Raw genomic sequence first — 17445 nt, 5'->3', positions numbered from 1 at the left:
AATCTCCTTATTATTCGCTAATCGTCACGATGATCAGCGCCACTGCATAGACCGAAAGCATAAGAGCGCTTTCAAACCCGATCTTGCCAATTCCATAGCGTTGGCGCCGGACCATTCCCATTAACAAGGTGGCTGTCATCAGTATGCTGACAAGCCCCCAGGTCATCTGTATCGGGGTAATGTCGTGATAGATTGAACCGCCAGGGTAGCCGATATCGGCGGATGCAATCACCAGCATGTTAAAGCAGTTGGTGCCGAAAATATTGCTCACCGCCAGCGTCAGCGCGTTCCTGCGTATGGCCGCAATGGTGGTGACCAGCTCGGGTGAGGATGTAGCGAGCGCAGTAAACAGGCCGCCAATGAGGGTATCAGACAGACCTGTTTCGTCGCTGATCACCTTGGCCCCTTCCATCAATACCCATCCGGCGACGCCGGTCATTGCGGCCAGAATAATGAAACTGACCCATGCCTGGGTAAGGCCGCCATGAAGATAATTGTCAGGCTTGTCGGGAACGGTTTGGCGTGTCAGTCGGGGAAACCACATGGGCTTACTGTCTGTTGTCCGAACCACGTGCAGCCCGAACAGATATGCTGCGGTAATCACCGGAGTGATTGGGTGTATTCCCCAGAGGGAAACCGGTGGACTGGCAATGGCCAATAGCGGTAACGCCAGCAAGACGATTAACAACGCCGCCAGCATCAGGTTGGTGGAAGACGCAGCCGCGTGCTCCAGGTTGGCTTTCCGGTACATGATGTCCGCAATGCCCAGAAAGACCAGGTTCGCAGCCATGCTGCCCATCACATTGCTCATGGCCAGATGCGGCCTTGAATCCATGGCCGCGCTCAGCGTGGCGGCGAAGTCGGGTAGTGATGTTACCCCGGCCAGCAGAAAGATGCCGAACAATGCTTCTCCAAGGCCTGTTCGATCAGCCAGTTCATCGGCCACCCGCGCAAGTCGGCTGCCGGCTGTCACAATGACGAAGGAGGCGATGGCAAAAGCAATAATGGCGGTAGTCAGTGACGAAAACACAAAGGGCCTCGACCAGTTTGGTATGTCTCACTATAGACGGTCTGGCGGCATAGGTAACCCAGCCTGCTGGACGGGTTTTATCGCCATTTCACAAACCGCTTACCATAAAAAACATGCGGGCAAAGTCTGTTCTCCAGGGCCCAGCGTATTCGCTATAACATTAATTTTAAAAGGTTCTTCACGGATTCCGGCACTGGCTGGGCCGTCACTTTCAAGGGTTTGTTCTCCATGCTCCAATTACTATCCAGCCTGTTTTTTCCGTCCCGTGCATCACTGATTCTTGAGCAGGCGCCTCAAGCCATTCTCTCCATAGATCGTCAGCAAAGAATTTCCTTCTTTAACGCAAGTGCAGAGGGGTTGTGGGGCATTGGCAGAGACAAAGTGATCGGCCTGGCCGCTTCCGACCTCCTGCCCACAGGTGTGCTTCGAAGCTTTAGAAACGGGGAGGGCAAATCGGAAGAAGTCTATCTGGAGAACCCCCGGGGCCGTGGATTCTGGGCCCATCTGGAGGTAACCGGCGTCGATTCTGGCTCAAATGGGGAAATGACCGTTTTCGTGCGGGACATCAGTGAGGAGCGGTACGCCCGCGAGATGATGAACCAGACGTTGGAGCAGGCGATGGATGCTGTCATTTCCATCGACGAGCACAATAACGTCACTTTCTTTAACAAGGCTGCTGAAGCTATGTGGGGGTACAGCCGGGCGGAAGTGCTTGGTCAGAACGTCAAGATGCTGGTGCCCGAAGCCATCCGCGGCCAGCATGACAGCTTTGTAAACCGCAACCGCCAAACCGGCGAAAACCGCATTGTCGGCAGTTACCGTGAACTCACAATTGAGCGAAAAGACCGATCGAAAATCTGGGGCCAGGCTGCGATCAGCAAGATCGAATTTGACGGTCTCATTACCTATACGGCTTTCATTAAGGATGTCACGGAAGAAGTCGAAAAACGCGAGAAAATGGAGATGCTGTCCCTGGTGGCGGATCATGCCAACAGCGGCATCATCATCACCGACGGCGACGGCAAGATCGAATACATCAATGCCGGCTTCGAAAAGCTGACCGGTTATAGCCTCGAAGAGTGCAGGGGACGGAAACCAGGCCCCTTGCTACAGGGCGATGGCACTGACCCTGAAACGGTACGGCAGATCCGGGAGCATCTGGACCGACGGGAGCCCTTCTACACCGAGATCCTCAACTACCACAAGAACGGCACGCCCTACTGGGTGTCCCTGTCCATTGCTCCGGTGTTCGATGAGAAAGGTCGGGTTCAGCGTTTCATATCAGTGGAAGCCGATATTACCCGCAGCAAGCAGCAGACCGTGGACTTTACCCGTCGACTGCAAGCAATCGAACGATCCATGGCTTCCATTGAGTTCAATCCGGATGGCAGTTTTCACAGCGCTAACGGCCTAATCTACAAGCTCTGGGGAACCGAGGACAAGGTAGCCCGGGCGGCGAACAAGCTTTGGTCTGGGTTAAACCGCGAAAGCATCGATGCTCTCAGGAAGACCGGAGAATATAGTGGTAAATCCTCAGTGCAGTTGGACGGCATGCCGCTGTTGGCATTGGATTATCAGATTGTTGCGTTGAAGCAGTTCAACGGCGAGATCCGGAAATACGTTCTGTTTGGTATCGACATCACCGACCGTCATGTTGCGCTGCAGGAAACCCAGGAAGCCATGGATTCTGTGCTGCAAGTGAGTAACAAGATCAGCGGAATTGTCTCCACGATCAATGGTATCGCCGAGCAGACCAATCTTCTGGCACTGAACGCCGCCATTGAGGCCGCGAGGGCAGGTGATGCAGGAAGGGGCTTTTCGGTGGTTGCTGAGGAAGTGCGCTCATTGGCCCAGAAATCCAGCGCTTCGGCAGGTGAAATTGATGGCCTGGTAGACGAGACGAATCAGCGGGTATCGGCACTTGCAACCTCACTGAACAGGATCGAAGGATAAGACCCTGCCATTATCCGAGGCGCCCGAACGCGTTGTTCAGTTAGCTAGAGACGACTGGCGGGCGTCCTGTCTCGGTTTTCCACTGGTACCATGCCTTGTATCCGACAATCACAGTCCTCAGTCTTGGACTAAGCCACTTCTTTAGAGGGAGAGGAAACCAGGATCCATGGAGCCCGTCACCAAGAAACCCTGCATTGATGCCTGTGAATTCAACAAGAAGGCTATCTGCAAAGCCTGCGGTCGTACCAGACAGGAGAAAAAGGAATGGAAACAGCTCTCGCCGGACGAAAAGCAGGCGATCTGGACACGTATTCTTGAGTCCCACGGTTCGGGCAAGGGGAAGAATCCGAAAGCTTTGCGAGAGCTTTACGAGAAGGCAAAAAAGAAGAAGAGCAAGAAGAGCTGATTGCCGCAAACGAGGACAGCCTGCGGCAATCAGGGTATCAGAGCGACCTTTTAGAAACGGTACTTTGCGTTGGCATTCACAGTGCGCCGCTCTCCGTAGCCGCAGTCTGCGCCCTCGGAGCGACACCAGGTTATGTACTCTTCATCGGCCAAGTTTTTGGCATCCACACTGAAGTCCCAGTTATGCCAAGTATAGCCAATCATGGCGTCGAAGAGAGTAACAGACGGAACGACGGGCCCGCCGCCTGAGCCAACGTTATCGCCGACATAGCGAACCCCGGCACCGAACCGCCAGTTGCTGGCAATATAGAGCTGGTTCCACCAGGAAGCCTGACGCTCAGCCACATAGGGGAGGCGGTTGCCGGAGGCGTCGTCCTTTGCATTCAGTTCAGTGTAGGCAAGCTGGGTTTCAAAACGCTGCCAGCGCTTGTTTACCTGCAGTTCCCAACCATCGATCACTGCGCCAGTCTGCTCTACGCCACCGGGTGTGCTGCCATTGCTGATTCGGTTTTCCTGGGTGATGTCGAAATAGGCGGCGGTAATGCCGAGGGACTGGTCCGGGGAAACATACTTTACACCGGCTTCCTGCTGATCGCCGGTGGTCGGCTCCAGGGTATTGGCTGCAGGTGTGCCGTCGGAGCCCAGATTCATGCTGAACGCTTCGGCATAGCTGATGTACGGGGAGATTCCGTTTTCAAACCGGTACATCAGACCTGCGCGACCGGTGGTGGCTTCTTCGTCGCTGACGGTGTCTGATCCGGAGACGGCCAGTCGGCGGTTTTCGGCCCAATCATGGCGGAGCCCGGCGGAGACAACGACGTTGCCAATCTCGATGTGGTCAGCAACATAGAGGCCAATCTGCTCAATCTCGTTATCTGGCCGGTCTGCAGGATTGATGACTCCAGGGTTAAGATTGCCGTATTCCGGATCATATACGTTGAAGGTACCGCCCAGGCCGTAGCCGTAGAAGTAGTTATCCTGCTCCCACAGGGCATCCTGGCGGTCGGCGCCGATGATCATGCGGTGGCGGGTCATACCCAGCTCAACATCGCCTTCCAGGCGGGCATCCATGTTGAGAATGCGAGTTTCCGCATCTGCAGTGAAAATCGTACGTGGTACTTCACCATTGGCATCGGGCACGCTTGGAATGGTGATCCAGTGTTCACGGGTTTCCGTGCTGGAACGGGTGTAACGCGCCGTAGCGGAAACCTCCCAGTTTGAGTTCAGCTGGTGATCAACAAACAGGGTAGCTTCGGTTTTTTCACGGTCATAGCGATCCCAGCCTGGCTCGCCAACGAACCGCTCGGAACCGATGAAGCCCTGTGATCCTAGCTCCAACGTGCCGGCCTGTGGCAGGAACTGGGCGGATACCTGGCCTTTGTTCTCCTGGCGGTTCAGGATCAGGGTAATGCTTGTGTCATCGGTGGCACGCCAGGTCAGGGAAGGGGACAGCACGTAGCCATCGTCCTCCACATAATCGACCTGGGTGTCACTGTCGCGTCCCAGTGCGATTAGGCGGTAGAGCAAATCACCGCTCTCGTTGACCGGGCCGGTTACATCCACCGCCAGTTGCTTGCGATTAAAGGTACCGTACTGCGCCCAGATCTCCCCGGCCTTCTCTTCCTCGGGTAGCTTGGATACACCGTTTACGATACCGCCCAGATCGCTCTGGCCATAAAGCATGGAAGAGGGGCCTTTCAGCACTTCGATGCTCTCCAGGGAATACACGTTGGTGCGAACGGTATTGTAGGAGCCATAGATCTGACGCAGACCGTCCAGATAGCGGCCGGCATCGACTCCGCGAACCTTTGCAGAATCAATTCGGGTATCAAAACCAAAGTTGCCAGCATAGACACCCGGTGTGTAAAGCAGGGCATCCTGAATACTCTTGGCGCCGGAATCCTCGATGAATCCGCGATCGACGACCGAGACCGAGTAGGGTTGTTCTTCAACCGGAACGTCTAGTTTTCCAACCTCCGGCGTTTTTTCCAGAGGCATGTAATCCGGAGCGGTAATGGCATCGGACACCACATCGAGAGCTTCAAGTGTGATAGCCCCATCGGTTTGGGATTGTGCCGTGGCAAGTGAACTTGCGCCCAGCAGTGAAACCAGTGCCAGAGAACCGCAGCGTTGGGAGTAGGTGACTTTCATAGGATGATGCGCCTTCGTTGTTAATGCGGAGGCGAATGATAACAATTATCATTAAATAAACAAGAAAAATCGCACTGATCGAGGTTGGCTCAGTCGATAGTAAGCGAGAGGATTCTCGAGAGGTGGCTGTAGGGCAGGCCACTCTCCTCGTGCCAACATTTGAAGGCTTTCTGGGCCTGCAATAGCCCCTTCTTGCTGGTGGGCGAGGCATCCAGGACCTCTTCCCGATGCAACGCAGCAATGACATCCCGGGAGAGAATAAAACCGTCCCAGCCTACACGGCGCAAAAAATACTGGGCGCTGTTGCCGCCGAGCCTGGCCCCGTTGCGTTTAAGCCACATCAGTAAGCCGGCCTGGTCACTGCTGGGCCAATCGGCGAGGAACTTGCCAAAGCTGCCGTGCTCCCGGGAGGCATCAACAATCATCCGCGCATTCTCGGGTACCGTCTGTATTTTCTGCGAGTTCCTGACGATTCGTTCATCGCCCGCTAACCGCTCTAGGACCTCGGGAGCAACTTGCTGCCAGTAGAGCGGCACAAAGCCCTCGAAGGCCTCTTCAAACTTCGGCCATTTATTTTCGATCACCCGCCAGACAAAACCGGCCTTGAAGATGCACCGGGTGATTTCCGAAAGGTATCGATCATCACCAACGGCCTCCAGTTCGCCGGATTCAGCCACCTTTGGCAGTCGTGCGCGAACCTCACTCTCGGCGCCCTTCTGGAGGACGGCCTGTTCGTAAATGCGGGAAAATGACATGGCGGTATTTGTATCAATCCAGTCTGTTAAGTGATTTTCTCTGGCCAATGCGCGATAGGCCAGTGATCAAGGTTCCGAGCAATCCGAGGGCAGGTCGCACAATTAAACGGAATACCCAACTGCCGATGTACAACACCGGCAGCAGTATCAGCATCCAACCGACAAATTGCACAAGTTTGACCGGGTAGCCGAGGACTTCAGATACCTCGGCCAGAAAGTCATTAATAATACCCGGGTGAGTGACCACCAGGTACCCGACGCCAACGACGGCTGGCCATTTCGCATAGCGGGCGGTGGTCATCAACATTCGTCCGCTATTACTCAGGCGCGCAGCCAGTGCTGCGGACCGTGTTCCCTGTGCGGCACCTCTTGAAGAAACTGCTGCGGCGCGTCCCACCCGAAGCACTTTCAATGCACTGGCAAAAACCAGTACATCCACCGACGCCCAGCCAATGTCGGTTGCGGACACGTCATCACCCGTACGATGCTGGATCTCAAGGTTGCGGATACCACTGGCGAAAAACTGGTTGATGTTTTCCAACACCCGTTCCGTTCGGACCCAGATAATGTCGCCCTGTTCGTTCACAACAAACTGACCCAGGAAATCATGCCCTTCTTCCTCGATAAATCGCACGGCGTACCAACCGCGTTCTTCCCGGGTCAGTTTCTCTTTGCTGGGAACTCTTTGCTGGCCGGCAGCATCGGTGTCGCTTTTGTCGTTTCCGGTGAAGAATTGCACAGCCGCCTGGTATTTATTGGCAAGATCGTTCATCAGTTCGATGGAGCCAATAGGGTTGCTCAGGAAATAGTGGATTGGCGGGAGGATGCTTTCGCCATAAAGCTTGAGAATCTCCCGGAATTCCGGTTCTGGCCCGAAGACAGGGAAGATTTCACGGGTCATTGTCGGGTATTTCATGTAAGCCGCGCGGGCCTTGAGGAGAAGAAGCTCATCATCGGCCATGTCCAGCAATGCAGCCTGGAACTCCAGAGGCTCTGTCTCAATACTCGGGAATTCCCTTAGCGTACTCTCCGCCTGAATCTGGATCACCCGCTCTTCAATCAGCATGGGACGGGATGTGACCGTCGACGCTACTGCAATGACTGTCGCGAGACCCAGAATCAGTAGGAGTTTCCTCATCTTTCCTCGCTTCGAAATGTCAAACCGGGCGCGTCAATGAAACCGACCAAAAATGCGTAAATCTCAGCCGTACTTGCGCTTATAAAGTCGCAAAACCCCGCGAACCGTCACATCCAACTGGCTGCCTGTTGTGTAGTCTCCCGGCACAACGTAGTTAGCCCGTTCCTCAGAGATGAGTTTTTCGATCTTCTCCTGAGTATTCTGTTCGCCCCACCTATCGCTGTCGAATACGGCGAGACTGCAGCCGCCCTGAGTCTTAACCATTTTCATGGCCGGAATGTCTGTGTCCCCGTCGCCGAAATAGATCATATGGTCGAAGGGGTAGGCGCGGTTACCGGGCTCTATGTATTCGTTGATAGTGACATTGTCCCAGCTGTTTTCAATGCCTTTGTTGATGCGAAACAGGTACTGTGTCTTGGTGGTGTAGTCGATTGCAACAGCAGGCCATTTGGCGTGGCCTGAGTCTGCGTCGTAGTGGTAACGGCAACCAAAGATCTTTTTGAAGTGCTTGGCGACAGGGGTGCCACGAATCATCTCTTCCAATCCACTTGAAACAATGTAATGGCTCAAGGCAATTCCCTGGTCGCTGGCGAACCGATTGATGTCGTCGAACCATTCTTCCACGCCTGGGAAAAGGGGGATTGATTGCCCGTGGAGTTGAAGCCGCTCCGGACTTAATTCATTGTGTTTCCCGACATCCCGGGCTCGCTTGGCCAGTTCTCCCAGATAGGTGAGAATCTCATCGCCGTCCCGCTCGCGGTTCTTTCTATTCACCGCTGGCCAGAAATCAGAATGTTCATCCAGCCCTAGCGTAGGCATGAGCCCGTGCTCGGCGCAGTTGCCTTTGGCGAGGGTGCCATCGAAATCATAAACGAGAGCGCATTGCATCAGACGTCTTCCTTTAAACCGCTTCGAAGTTTGCGAGATCGACCTATGCTGCCTGCATTCGCGGGGGAACCGTTAACTGGACCCCGGCGGCTGTGCCGGAGGTCGCATTTTTATCTGAGCTGACTGTCCTTGCTCCCGCGCCGGTTGATTCCGCCTGAAGCCTTCTCCATGCATCAAGAGACTGGCTGGATCAGCCATAATCGAAAACCCGGCTGGATGCTTCCACAATAATCCCATGTCGCTTTGCCAATTTCACCCGGTCATCATCGTAGCCGCCGCCGATAACCGTTGCTACCGGAATGTCCCGACGTTTCAATTCACTGAGCACCTGACAGTCCCGCTCGAAAATCCCTTTCTCGGAAATGTTCAGCCGGCCGAGTGGATCATCCCTGAAAACGTCTACCCCTGCGTCGTAGAGCACGATGTCCGGTCGCGATAACGCAAGTGCTTTATGCAGCGTCTCGCTGACAACCTCCAGATAGGCATCGTCTTCGAGGCCATCCGGTAAGGCGATATCGAGATCGCTTACCTTTTTCTCGAACGGGTAATTGCGCTCACAGTGAATCGAGCAGGTAAAGGCATTCGGCTCCTGCGCCAACAAGGCAGCGGTACCGTCACCCTGATGCACATCCACATCGAAGATAAGCACACGTTCAATGGCATCCTGTTGCAACAGCACATTGGCGGCGATAGCCAGATCGTTGAGGATGCAGAAGCCGGCAGCGTAATCGTAATGGGCATGATGAGTGCCACCGGCCAGATGACAGGCAATGCCATGCTGAAGGGCCAACTGGGCGGTCAGCACTGTGCCGGAAGGGGCGAGGAACGTGCGTCGGACCAGGCCTTTGCTCCAGGGCAGATTCATCTGCCGTTTCTCCCGCCCCGAGAGTTGATCGCCGGCGAAGCGGGCAAGGTAATCCGGGCAATGAGTCCGGGTCAGCCAGGCCTGCCGGCACGGGGCAGGGCGAAAGCCGTTAGTTTGAGTCAGAAGGCCTTTCGAGCGAGCGTAGTCAGCAAGCAGCCCGAACTTTTCCATTGGGAAGCGGTGTCTGACCGGAAAGGGGAAGCTGTAGTCTGGATGTTGAACCACGGGTACGGGCATTGGATCGTCCGGCTGCAGTGGATTCGCTGTGTATGCGTGTTATCTGGCGGGCACGGCTGCTATGCCTGAATCACACATCGCCTGGATGTCCTCGGCGGAATAGCCGCATTCTTCCAACAGTTCGCTGGTTTGCTCGCCGAGGCGCGGAGCTCCTTGAAAATGCCGCTCTGGTGTCGCCGAGAATCGCGACGGCGTGCGGGCCTGGCGAAGCCGGCCCGCCTGGGGGTGATCGTAGTGCGAGAGCACGTCGTTTGCCTGTACCTGGGGATGGTCCAGCACCTGGGTGCGGGTCAACACCGGGGCGCAGGGCACTTGCTCGGCCTCAAGCCTTGCCAGCCAATGCTCGGCCGTATCGGTTTTGATAACCGACTGGATCAGCTCCAGCCTCGCGTCAATATTCTCCTGTCGCAGTTTGGCGGTCAGGAAGCGCGGATCCTCTGCCCACTCCGGGCGGTTCAGGGCGCGACTGAGGGCCTGCCACTCCCTGTCGCTCTGGACAGCAATGGTGATGTAGCCCGTGGTAGTCTCATAGATCAGATCCTGAAGACTCGCGGCCTCCTGTTGTGGCACCTCACTGTGAATGAAGGTCTGGCTGCCCATATCGGAGCTCCAGAGAAACGCGATGATCGCGTCCAGCATGGACAACCGGACATGCTGGCTTTCTCCGGTGCGTTCGCGGGCAAACAGAGCCGCGGTAATCGCCTGGGCTGCCGTTACACCGGTGAGCTTGTCGGGCAGTATGGTCCTCACCAGTTGGGGGCGAAGCTCATCGGCGCCCGCCTGCACGGTGGCTAATCCGGACAGGCCCTGTATCAGCGGGTCGTATACCGGGCGCTGAGAGTAGGGGCCGGTGTCCCCAAAACCACTGATTGATACCATGATCAGGTTCGGGGCCACCTTACGCAGTTGCTCTTCGCCAAGCCCCATTCTTTCAATAACACCCGGCCGGAAGTTCTGAACGAAGACATCGGCCGTCGCCACCAGTCGAAGCAGCGCATCGCGTCCTTCCTGCTCTTTCAGGTTCAGTGCTACCGACTTCTTGTTGCGATTGTTGTTGAGGTACAGCGCCGACATATCCCCCTGCCGATTAGCAGCGGATCGGGTGAAGTCGCCACCTGCCGGATTTTCTACCTTGATGACCTCGGCACCCTGATCCGCCAACATCATGGTAGCCAGCGGCCCCGAGATCATGGCCGTCAGATCGATAATGCGGATGCCATCAAGTGGTCCGGTCATGGTCAGGGCTCCTGTTTTGACTGAGGGCGCCAAAAAACGAGAGTGCGCCACTCTTAAATAGGGTTCGTACTCTAAACTTTATCCTGCCGTCGATCATTCAGTGATACGCGCCAGAGCAGAAAATTCATCAAACCAGAGGAGCGCAAGTGTCTACCAGTGTTGAAATGAGCGGTTTGTTTCTCGAGTACCCCACCGAGTCCGGCAAAGTCGCCGTACTCAAAAATGCCTCCCTCATGGTGCCCCCGGGAGAAACACTGGCAATCACAGGCCCCTCTGGCAGCGGGAAAACCTCCCTGCTTTTGTTGCTCTCTGGCCTGCAGCGCCCGACCAGCGGCGAAATTCTGGTTGGTGAGCAACGCCTGGGCGACATGGACGGCAACGCTCTGGCGGACTGGCGAAGTGAGCACCTTGGCATTATTTTCCAGTCCTTTCACCTGTTGCCGGGCCTCACGGCCCTGGGGAATGTTAGTCTGCCACTCGAGATTGCCGGCGAGGCAAGGCCACGGGAACGAGCTCTTGCCATGCTGGAGGCGGTTGGCCTCAGCCATCGACTGCAGCACTACCCGGGTCAGCTTTCTGGCGGTGAGCAGCAACGGGTTGCGATCGCGAGGGCTCTCGTTCATCAGCCGAGCCTGTTATTGGGAGATGAGCCCACAGGCAACCTGGACCATGAAACCGGAGAGAAAGTGCTCTCCCTGCTGTTCGATTTGCATAAAGACAGCAAATCCACGCTGGTGCTGGTGACCCACGACGAGCGCGTTGCCGAGCGTTGCCAGCACAGGGTCCGGATGGACGGTGGGCGTCTCTATGCATCCTGAACGTTCCGCAAACCCGCTCTGGATGCTCAGATTCGCGATTACCGATCTGCGCTCACGTATTTCTGCATTGAAGATTTTCCTGGCCTGCCTGATTCTTGGCGTCACCCTCGTGGCAGCTACAGCCAGCCTTTACAGGGTGATCGAGCAGAGTTTGCTGGCGGATACCCGTGCACTGCTGGGCGGCGACGTGGAGCTGGATACCAGCGAACCTCTGCCCGATGATGTCCTCGAATGGATTCGCGCTACCGGAAATATTTCGCTGGTGCGGGAATTCGATACCATTGTCAGCGGTAGCGGCGGCGACGGCTTCTTCCGAGCCGAAATACTGGTTCCGGATGCCCTTTACCCTCTCTATGGCGAGCTGGAGCTCACACCGGATGAACCGCTGGGTGCTCTTACAGACCAGAAAGAAGGGCAGTGGGGCGCCATTATCGATCCCTTGCTGGCAGAACGGCTGGGCCAGTCGGTTGGCGACCAGATTGAGATTGGCGCAGCCACCTTTCGAATCAGCGGTCTTATCCAGAAGCAGCCGGATCGGAGCCTGAACGCCAATTGGCGCGGGCTGCCGATCATGATTTCTGAGCAGGCGGTCGAGGCAACCGGATTGATTCGCCCGGGCAGCCGCGTGGATTACGAATACCGGGTACAAACCGAGCAGAATCTCGACACCTGGCTTGAAGAATTCGAGCAGGCATTCCCGGATGCGCGATGGGAAATCACCACGTTTGCCGAGCGCAGCGAACGGATTTCCGAGCGACTGGACCAGATTGCCACAGCACTCATCCTTATCGCTTTCACCACACTGTTTATCGGTGGTCTCGGCGTTGCCAACAGCATCCACGCCTACCTCGATGAAAAGCTGGGCACGATTGCCACCCTGCAAACACTCGGGCTGCGCCGCAAACCGTTGGTAGGCATATACCTGCTGCAGATTGGCATATTGGGCAGCCTCGCCGGACTGATTGGTGGTGGTATCGGACTAGGTCTTTCCGCCCTGGCGATCAGCCTGGCGGGGGATGCCTTTGCATTGGCTGGCCCCGAGGGGGCCGGAAGCTGGTTGTCTTTGTGGTTCGTTCCCTTGCTGCTGAGCTGGCTTTTCGCGGTGCTTACTGCTTATGTGTTTGCATTGCCGGCGCTGGCTCGAGCCCTGGCGGCTGCGCCGGCCGGACTCTTCCGGGGACAGGTTGAGGCGGCTCCAAACGAGCCGCGCAGCTGGCGGATTGCCAGCTATCTACTGCTGGCCGTTTACATCTGCGCTACTCTTTTCTGGCTCCCATCGCCTCATCTGGGCTTTCTGTTCCTGCTGGCGGTTACGCTGCTCTGGGGCCTCCTGGAAGGGTTGATCAAGGGATTGCGCCACGGTGCCAAGGCTCTGGAAAACGGCGGTTTTGCCGACCGCAGGTTTGCCCGGAGGTTGGCCCTGGCCAATCTGCACCGGCCGGATTCGCCGCTACGGGCCACGCTGCTGTCACTGGGCACCGCGCTGACTCTTGTGGTGGCCTGCACGTTGATGGTTACCACACTCCTGAGGGCGCTGGAAACCACCATACCGGAGCAGTCGCCGGCGCTAATTCTCTACGAAGTATTCCCGGATCAGATGGAACCGCTGCAAACCGGCCTGGAGGCGGTGGATGCTTCCAGTCGCGTTGAGCTACTTCCGATGGTCCGTTCCCGTCTGGACACCATTAACCAGCAGCCGATTGCGGAGGTTCTTGCTGACAACGCCGAAGCCAGGCGGGAAGCCATGGGGGATGAATACAAACTGAGTTATCTCTCGGGAAACCCCGAAGCCCTGGAGCTGGTAGAGGGAAACTGGTGGGAATCGCCGGCGCCCGAGGGGGAGCCCGCATACATGGCCATGGAGGATCGGGAGGCATACCAGCTTGGCCTGGGTATAGGCGACCAGCTCACCTTTACTGCACAGGATAAGAGCATCGACGTCGAAATACGTGCAATTTACCGGCAGAAAGGGCTCCAGACCCGATTCTGGTTCGAGGGTATATTGCAGCAAGGCGCGCTCGACGACCTGATCAGCCTATACGTGGGCGCGGTTTACCAAAGCGATGAGGCGGCCAGGAAATCCCAGCAATGGCTGGCACAGAACATCCCCAATGTAATCACGCTGCGCACCGCTGACTGGCTGGAAACCGCCGGCGAGCTGCTGAACAAGGCAGCCGCGGGCCTGGCTGCTGTGGCATCGGTCAGTCTTCTCGCCAGCCTGCTCGTGCTTTCCAGCGTGGTCAGTGTCAGCCGCAGGCGCCAGCTGTACGAGGCCAACCTGTTGCACTGCCTTGGCGCCCGTCACGGAGCTATCCGCCAATCCATGCTGCTGGAAACCGGTTTGCTGACCTTCCTGGCAACGGTTTTTGCGACGGCGCTTGGTGCGCTAATTGCTTTACCTGTTGCTGACCTCGCCTTGAAGCTACCGGCAGGCGATTTATGGTGGGTTGGGGCGCTGGTTGCCGGAGGTGTCAGCTCGCTGGCGTTGCTGGGTGGACTCCTGCCCACACTCAGGGCAATGCGGTTAAACCCCGCTGTGTTGCTCAGAGACAGTTAAAATGGCCTGTTATCGTAATAAATTCGTCTTTTTCACTAAGGAGGTGGAAAAATTATTTAAATCATAGACCTAAGAACATGAAAAATGACCGTTTGTTCGTTTTTTGGCCGCCATCACGAGTTGCAGGCTCAAAAAGTCCGGTTATATTGAGGAAATTAAGGAAAATTGCCTACTAAATGGCAAATTTCAAAAATTTTCACTAAATAATCTACGGTAGTATTTTTACGTATGCTTTTTGCACATAACCCGTGTTGTGTAGGCATAACGGACACACACTTTTCGCCCACGAAAGAAAAAGAGAGAATAACTATGATTCGCAAACTAGCACCGCTTGTATTCGCTTGTGCTGCGGTAACTTCCGTAAGCGCGACAGCCGATCAGCTGGACACCGTGATTCAACGTGGCACTCTGAACTGTGGCGTGGTTCTGGATTTCCCACCAATGGGATATTTTGACGAGAACAACGAGGCGGCCGGCTTCGACGTCGATTACTGTAATGACCTGGGCGAAGCGCTCGGCGTAGATGTTAATGTTCTAAATCTTACCTGGGGTGAGCGGATCCCCTCCCTGGTCTCCGGCAAGACTGATGTGGTTATCGGTTCTACCTCCGATACACTGGAGCGCGCCAAGACCGTTGGCTTCACCTACCCGTACTTCGTTTTTAAATTCCAGGTTATCGCCAACGAGGACAAGAACATTGAATCCTTCGATGACCTGAAGGATCTGAAGGTCGGTGCGGCACTCGGCACGACTTACGAAACCGAATACCTCGCCTATGCCGAGCAGCAGGGTTGGGGGAAGGACAACTACACGTCCTTCAAATCCGAGAACGATGCCTATCTGGGCCTTTACCAGGGCAAGGTCGACGCGATCATTTCAACCAACACAAATATCGCAACCAAACTACGTAGCGAAGAGTTCGCGGATTTTGAGGCCGGTCCCTACGTTCCCAACTATGACGACGTGGTGGGCATTATCGCCAAGCGTGATGAGGTTGCCTGGATCAACTATCTGAACCTGTTCCTGGTACGTCAGATTCGCGACGGCAACATGAACGAAGCCTACAACAAGCACTTCGGTACCGATGCGCCGGCCGATCTGATTCAGTCCCTCCGGGACAACAAGTAAGCCCCGAACCGACGGCCGCCAAACAGGCGGCCGTCATTGCATTGGTTCCCGGGTCGGGCACTCATTCTCGGGTGTCCTGACCTAAAATTCTGATCAAGGCCCTGCTTACCGGGCTCTGGTCGAGTTTCCTACCATTCATAAAATGGCCAAGGTATGGACTACGAATTTCACTGGAACGTTGTGTTCCAGAACATGCCCCAGCTGCTGAACGGTGCCTTCGTTACCCTGCACGTATCCGTTCTGGCGATGCTTCTGGGCGTTGTAATCGCAATACTGTTGGCGATCGCCAAAATGAATAACACGAAGTTCTTCAGCCAGGTTGCTACGGTCTGGGTCGAGATCGCCCGGAATACGCCGGCCCTGTTCCAGATCTACATGGCCTATTTCGGCCTTGGAGCATTTGGTATCCACCTCAGCCCCTATGTGGCGGTACTGAGCGCACTGGTCTTCATCAACGCGGGCTACCTGACGGAGACGTTCCGGGGTGGTTTTCAGTCGATTCCGAGCACCCAGTACAGTGCCTCCAAGTCCCTGGGCATGACCAGTATCCAGACGTATCGATACATCATCCTTCCGCAGATGCTGAGGCGCATTTACCACCCGATGACCAACCAGTTCGTCTGGTCCATCCTGATGAGCTCTCTGGGCATTCTCGTGGGTATGAGCGAGCTTTCTGGCACGACTCAGCGTTTGCAGTCACTGTCGTTCCGAACGCTGGAGTTCTTCATTGTGGCGGCTGTGATGTACTTCATCATCACCAAACTCGTGTTGTTTGGGTCATCACTGCTTGCTCGTAGACTCTTCAAGGGGGAAATCTGATGAATTCCTTATTCACACCCCTGTCCTGGAGCGATAGCGGTCTGATCCTGACCGGTGTCTGGAATACCATCATCATCTCTGTTGTCGCCATCGTGGTGGGCACTATTCTGGGATTGATCGTCGGCTTTCTCCGTGCCGAGAGCAACAAGGCCGTCAACGTCCTTTTCGGTAGCGTGCTCGACGTGCTGAGAAGTGTTCCCCTGATCATCCAGCTTATTCTGTTCTCCACCTTTGTCGGTGCGATGGGGAATCCATTGGCGCCGTTTGTTGCGGGCTCCATTGTGCTTTCGCTGTATACCATGGCCTTCATGAGCGAGGTATTCCGCAGTGGCTTTGAGAGCGTCAGTCCCTCAATGCAGACAGCAGCGCGCTCACTGGGTATGACCAAATGGCAAACCATCTACCACATTCGGTTACCGATTGGTTTGCGTGCTGTGTTCCCCTCGTGGCTGGGTGTTGCACTCAGTGTAATCAAGGACTCGGCCCTGGTCTCGGTCATCGGTTACATGGAATTGCTGCGCACGTCGGAGCAACTGATTTCAAGAACCCAGCAACCGCTCGAGATCCTGATCGGTGTTGGTATCTTTTACTTCATTATTTCGTACCCGCTGTCCCACTACGGCCGGTATGTTGAGAGGAAAATGGCAATATGATCAGCGTACAGAATGTCCATAAATCCTTCGGCGATCTTGAAGTACTGAAAGGCGTCAGCCTGGATGTAAAGAAAGGCGAGGTCGTGAGCGTTATCGGGGGCTCCGGCAGTGGCAAGTCGACTCTCCTGTATTGCATCAATGCCATTGAGCCTATCAACAAGGGCAAGATCCTCGTTGATGATGTGGATGTCCATGCCAAAGAGACCAACAAGGACAAGCTGCGCCAGAAACTGGGCATGGTCTTTCAGCAATGGAATTCCTTTCCTCATATGACTGTGCTTGAGAACGCCGCCCTGGCGCCCAGAATCGTCAAGAAAATGAGCAAGGAAGAGGCAATTGAAATTGCCAAGAAAGAGTTGGAGCACGTCGGCCTGGGTGACAAGTTCGACGTCTATCCCACGAAAATGTCCGGCGGCCAGCAGCAGCGCCTGGCGATCGCCCGTGCTCTGGCCATGAAGCCTGACTACATGCTGCTTGACGAGGTGACCTCCGCGCTCGACCCGGAGCTGGTCGGCGAGGTTCTGGATACCCTGCGCCTGTTGGCAGAAGAGGGGATGACCATGATCTGTGTGACCCACGAAATGGGATTCGCACGGGATGTCTCTGATCGGGTGGCTTACTTCCACGAGGGTGTGATTGCAGAGATCGGTGAGGCACGGCAGGTGATTACCGATCCGCAAAACCCGCTCACCCAGAAGTTTCTCTCAAAAGTGCGCTAAAAAGTTGCCACAGGCGTGGCGCTGGTTGGGGGAGTTCTTGGACCCGCTTCCCCAGCCATTTTCAAGCCGCAAGAGGGTAGTGCATTCTCCTGC

15 protein-coding genes are annotated in these 17445 nt (G+C 55.7%); 8 read left to right on the top strand and 7 right to left on the bottom strand.

What is annotated here, in order from left to right; all coding sequences use genetic code 11:
• Positions 1-10: 10 nt before the first annotated feature.
• On the bottom strand, positions 11-1030 hold the full coding sequence (locus tag CFT65_RS13530) for a sodium:calcium antiporter (protein ID WP_088828639.1): 1020 nt from the start codon (positions 1028-1030) through the stop codon (positions 11-13).
• Positions 1031-1258: 228 nt separating this feature from the next.
• On the opposite strand from CFT65_RS13530, the gene CFT65_RS19470 reads away from it, so the two are divergent.
• Together CFT65_RS19470 and CFT65_RS13520 are read left to right on the top strand one after the other, a co-directional pair.
• Complete coding sequence (locus tag CFT65_RS19470; RefSeq protein ID WP_088828638.1) at positions 1259-2983, top strand: PAS domain S-box protein; 1725 nt, start codon at positions 1259-1261, stop codon at positions 2981-2983.
• Between the two features lie 166 nt (positions 2984-3149).
• Positions 3150-3389, top strand: a complete 240-nt coding sequence (locus CFT65_RS13520; RefSeq protein ID WP_088828637.1) for a DUF1289 domain-containing protein — start codon at positions 3150-3152, stop codon at positions 3387-3389.
• Between the two features lie 50 nt (positions 3390-3439).
• On the opposite strand, the gene CFT65_RS13515 is transcribed toward CFT65_RS13520, so the two are convergent.
• The 6 genes from CFT65_RS13515 to CFT65_RS13490 all read right to left on the bottom strand — a co-directional run bounded on the left by CFT65_RS13515 (position 3440) and on the right by CFT65_RS13490 (position 10658).
• A complete protein-coding gene (locus CFT65_RS13515; RefSeq protein ID WP_088828636.1) occupies positions 3440-5539 on the bottom strand; it encodes a TonB-dependent siderophore receptor in 2100 nt (699 codons plus the stop codon).
• Positions 5540-5628: 89 nt separating this feature from the next.
• Positions 5629-6294: a DNA-3-methyladenine glycosylase I gene (locus CFT65_RS13510; RefSeq protein WP_088828635.1), complete on the bottom strand. Its 666-nt coding sequence runs from the start codon at positions 6292-6294 to the stop codon at positions 5629-5631.
• A 13-nt stretch (positions 6295-6307) separates the two neighbouring features.
• Positions 6308-7432 (bottom strand): hypothetical protein, encoded by a 1125-nt coding sequence (locus tag CFT65_RS13505; protein ID WP_088828634.1) that lies wholly within the window; start codon positions 7430-7432, stop codon positions 6308-6310.
• 63 nt (positions 7433-7495) lie between these two features.
• A complete protein-coding gene (locus CFT65_RS13500; RefSeq protein WP_088828633.1) occupies positions 7496-8320 on the bottom strand; it encodes a haloacid dehalogenase-like hydrolase in 825 nt (274 codons plus the stop codon).
• 190 nt (positions 8321-8510) lie between these two features.
• Positions 8511-9422 carry a histone deacetylase gene (locus tag CFT65_RS13495; protein WP_088828632.1) on the bottom strand — a complete coding sequence of 304 codons (912 nt, stop codon included), beginning with the start codon at positions 9420-9422 and terminating at the stop codon, positions 8511-8513.
• A gap of 39 nt (positions 9423-9461) precedes the next feature.
• Entirely contained in the window at positions 9462-10658 is a 1197-nt protein-coding gene (locus tag CFT65_RS13490; RefSeq protein WP_088828631.1) for a CaiB/BaiF CoA transferase family protein, read from the bottom strand.
• A gap of 164 nt (positions 10659-10822) precedes the next feature.
• On the opposite strand from CFT65_RS13490, the gene CFT65_RS13485 reads away from it, so the two are divergent.
• The 6 genes from CFT65_RS13485 (at position 10823) to CFT65_RS13460 (ending at position 17352) form a co-directional block, all read left to right on the top strand.
• Positions 10823-11476 carry an ABC transporter ATP-binding protein gene (locus CFT65_RS13485; protein WP_088828630.1) on the top strand — a complete coding sequence of 218 codons (654 nt, stop codon included), beginning with the start codon at positions 10823-10825 and terminating at the stop codon, positions 11474-11476.
• On the top strand, positions 11466-14033 hold the full coding sequence (locus CFT65_RS13480) for an ABC transporter permease (RefSeq protein ID WP_088828629.1): 2568 nt from the start codon (positions 11466-11468) through the stop codon (positions 14031-14033). The genes CFT65_RS13485 and CFT65_RS13480 overlap by 11 nt, the downstream gene beginning before the upstream one ends.
• A gap of 309 nt (positions 14034-14342) precedes the next feature.
• A complete protein-coding gene (locus CFT65_RS13475) occupies positions 14343-15161 on the top strand; it encodes a transporter substrate-binding domain-containing protein (protein ID WP_088828628.1) in 819 nt (272 codons plus the stop codon).
• A 153-nt stretch (positions 15162-15314) separates the two neighbouring features.
• Entirely contained in the window at positions 15315-15980 is a 666-nt protein-coding gene (locus CFT65_RS13470) for an amino acid ABC transporter permease (protein ID WP_088828627.1), read from the top strand.
• Positions 15980-16633 (top strand): amino acid ABC transporter permease, encoded by a 654-nt coding sequence (locus tag CFT65_RS13465; RefSeq protein ID WP_008169529.1) that lies wholly within the window; start codon positions 15980-15982, stop codon positions 16631-16633. The genes CFT65_RS13470 and CFT65_RS13465 overlap by 1 nt, the downstream gene beginning before the upstream one ends.
• Positions 16630-17352 carry an amino acid ABC transporter ATP-binding protein gene (locus CFT65_RS13460; protein ID WP_014576841.1) on the top strand — a complete coding sequence of 241 codons (723 nt, stop codon included), beginning with the start codon at positions 16630-16632 and terminating at the stop codon, positions 17350-17352. The genes CFT65_RS13465 and CFT65_RS13460 overlap by 4 nt, the downstream gene beginning before the upstream one ends.
• Positions 17353-17445 lie beyond the last annotated feature (93 nt).

The sequence above is a fragment of the Marinobacter sp. es.048 genome (assembly GCF_900188435.1).
In the GTDB taxonomy this organism is placed as follows: Bacteria; Pseudomonadota; Gammaproteobacteria; order Pseudomonadales; family Oleiphilaceae; genus Marinobacter.
Note: the sequence above shows the minus strand (reverse complement) of the source record. Positions and strands in the feature narration are given on the sequence as shown.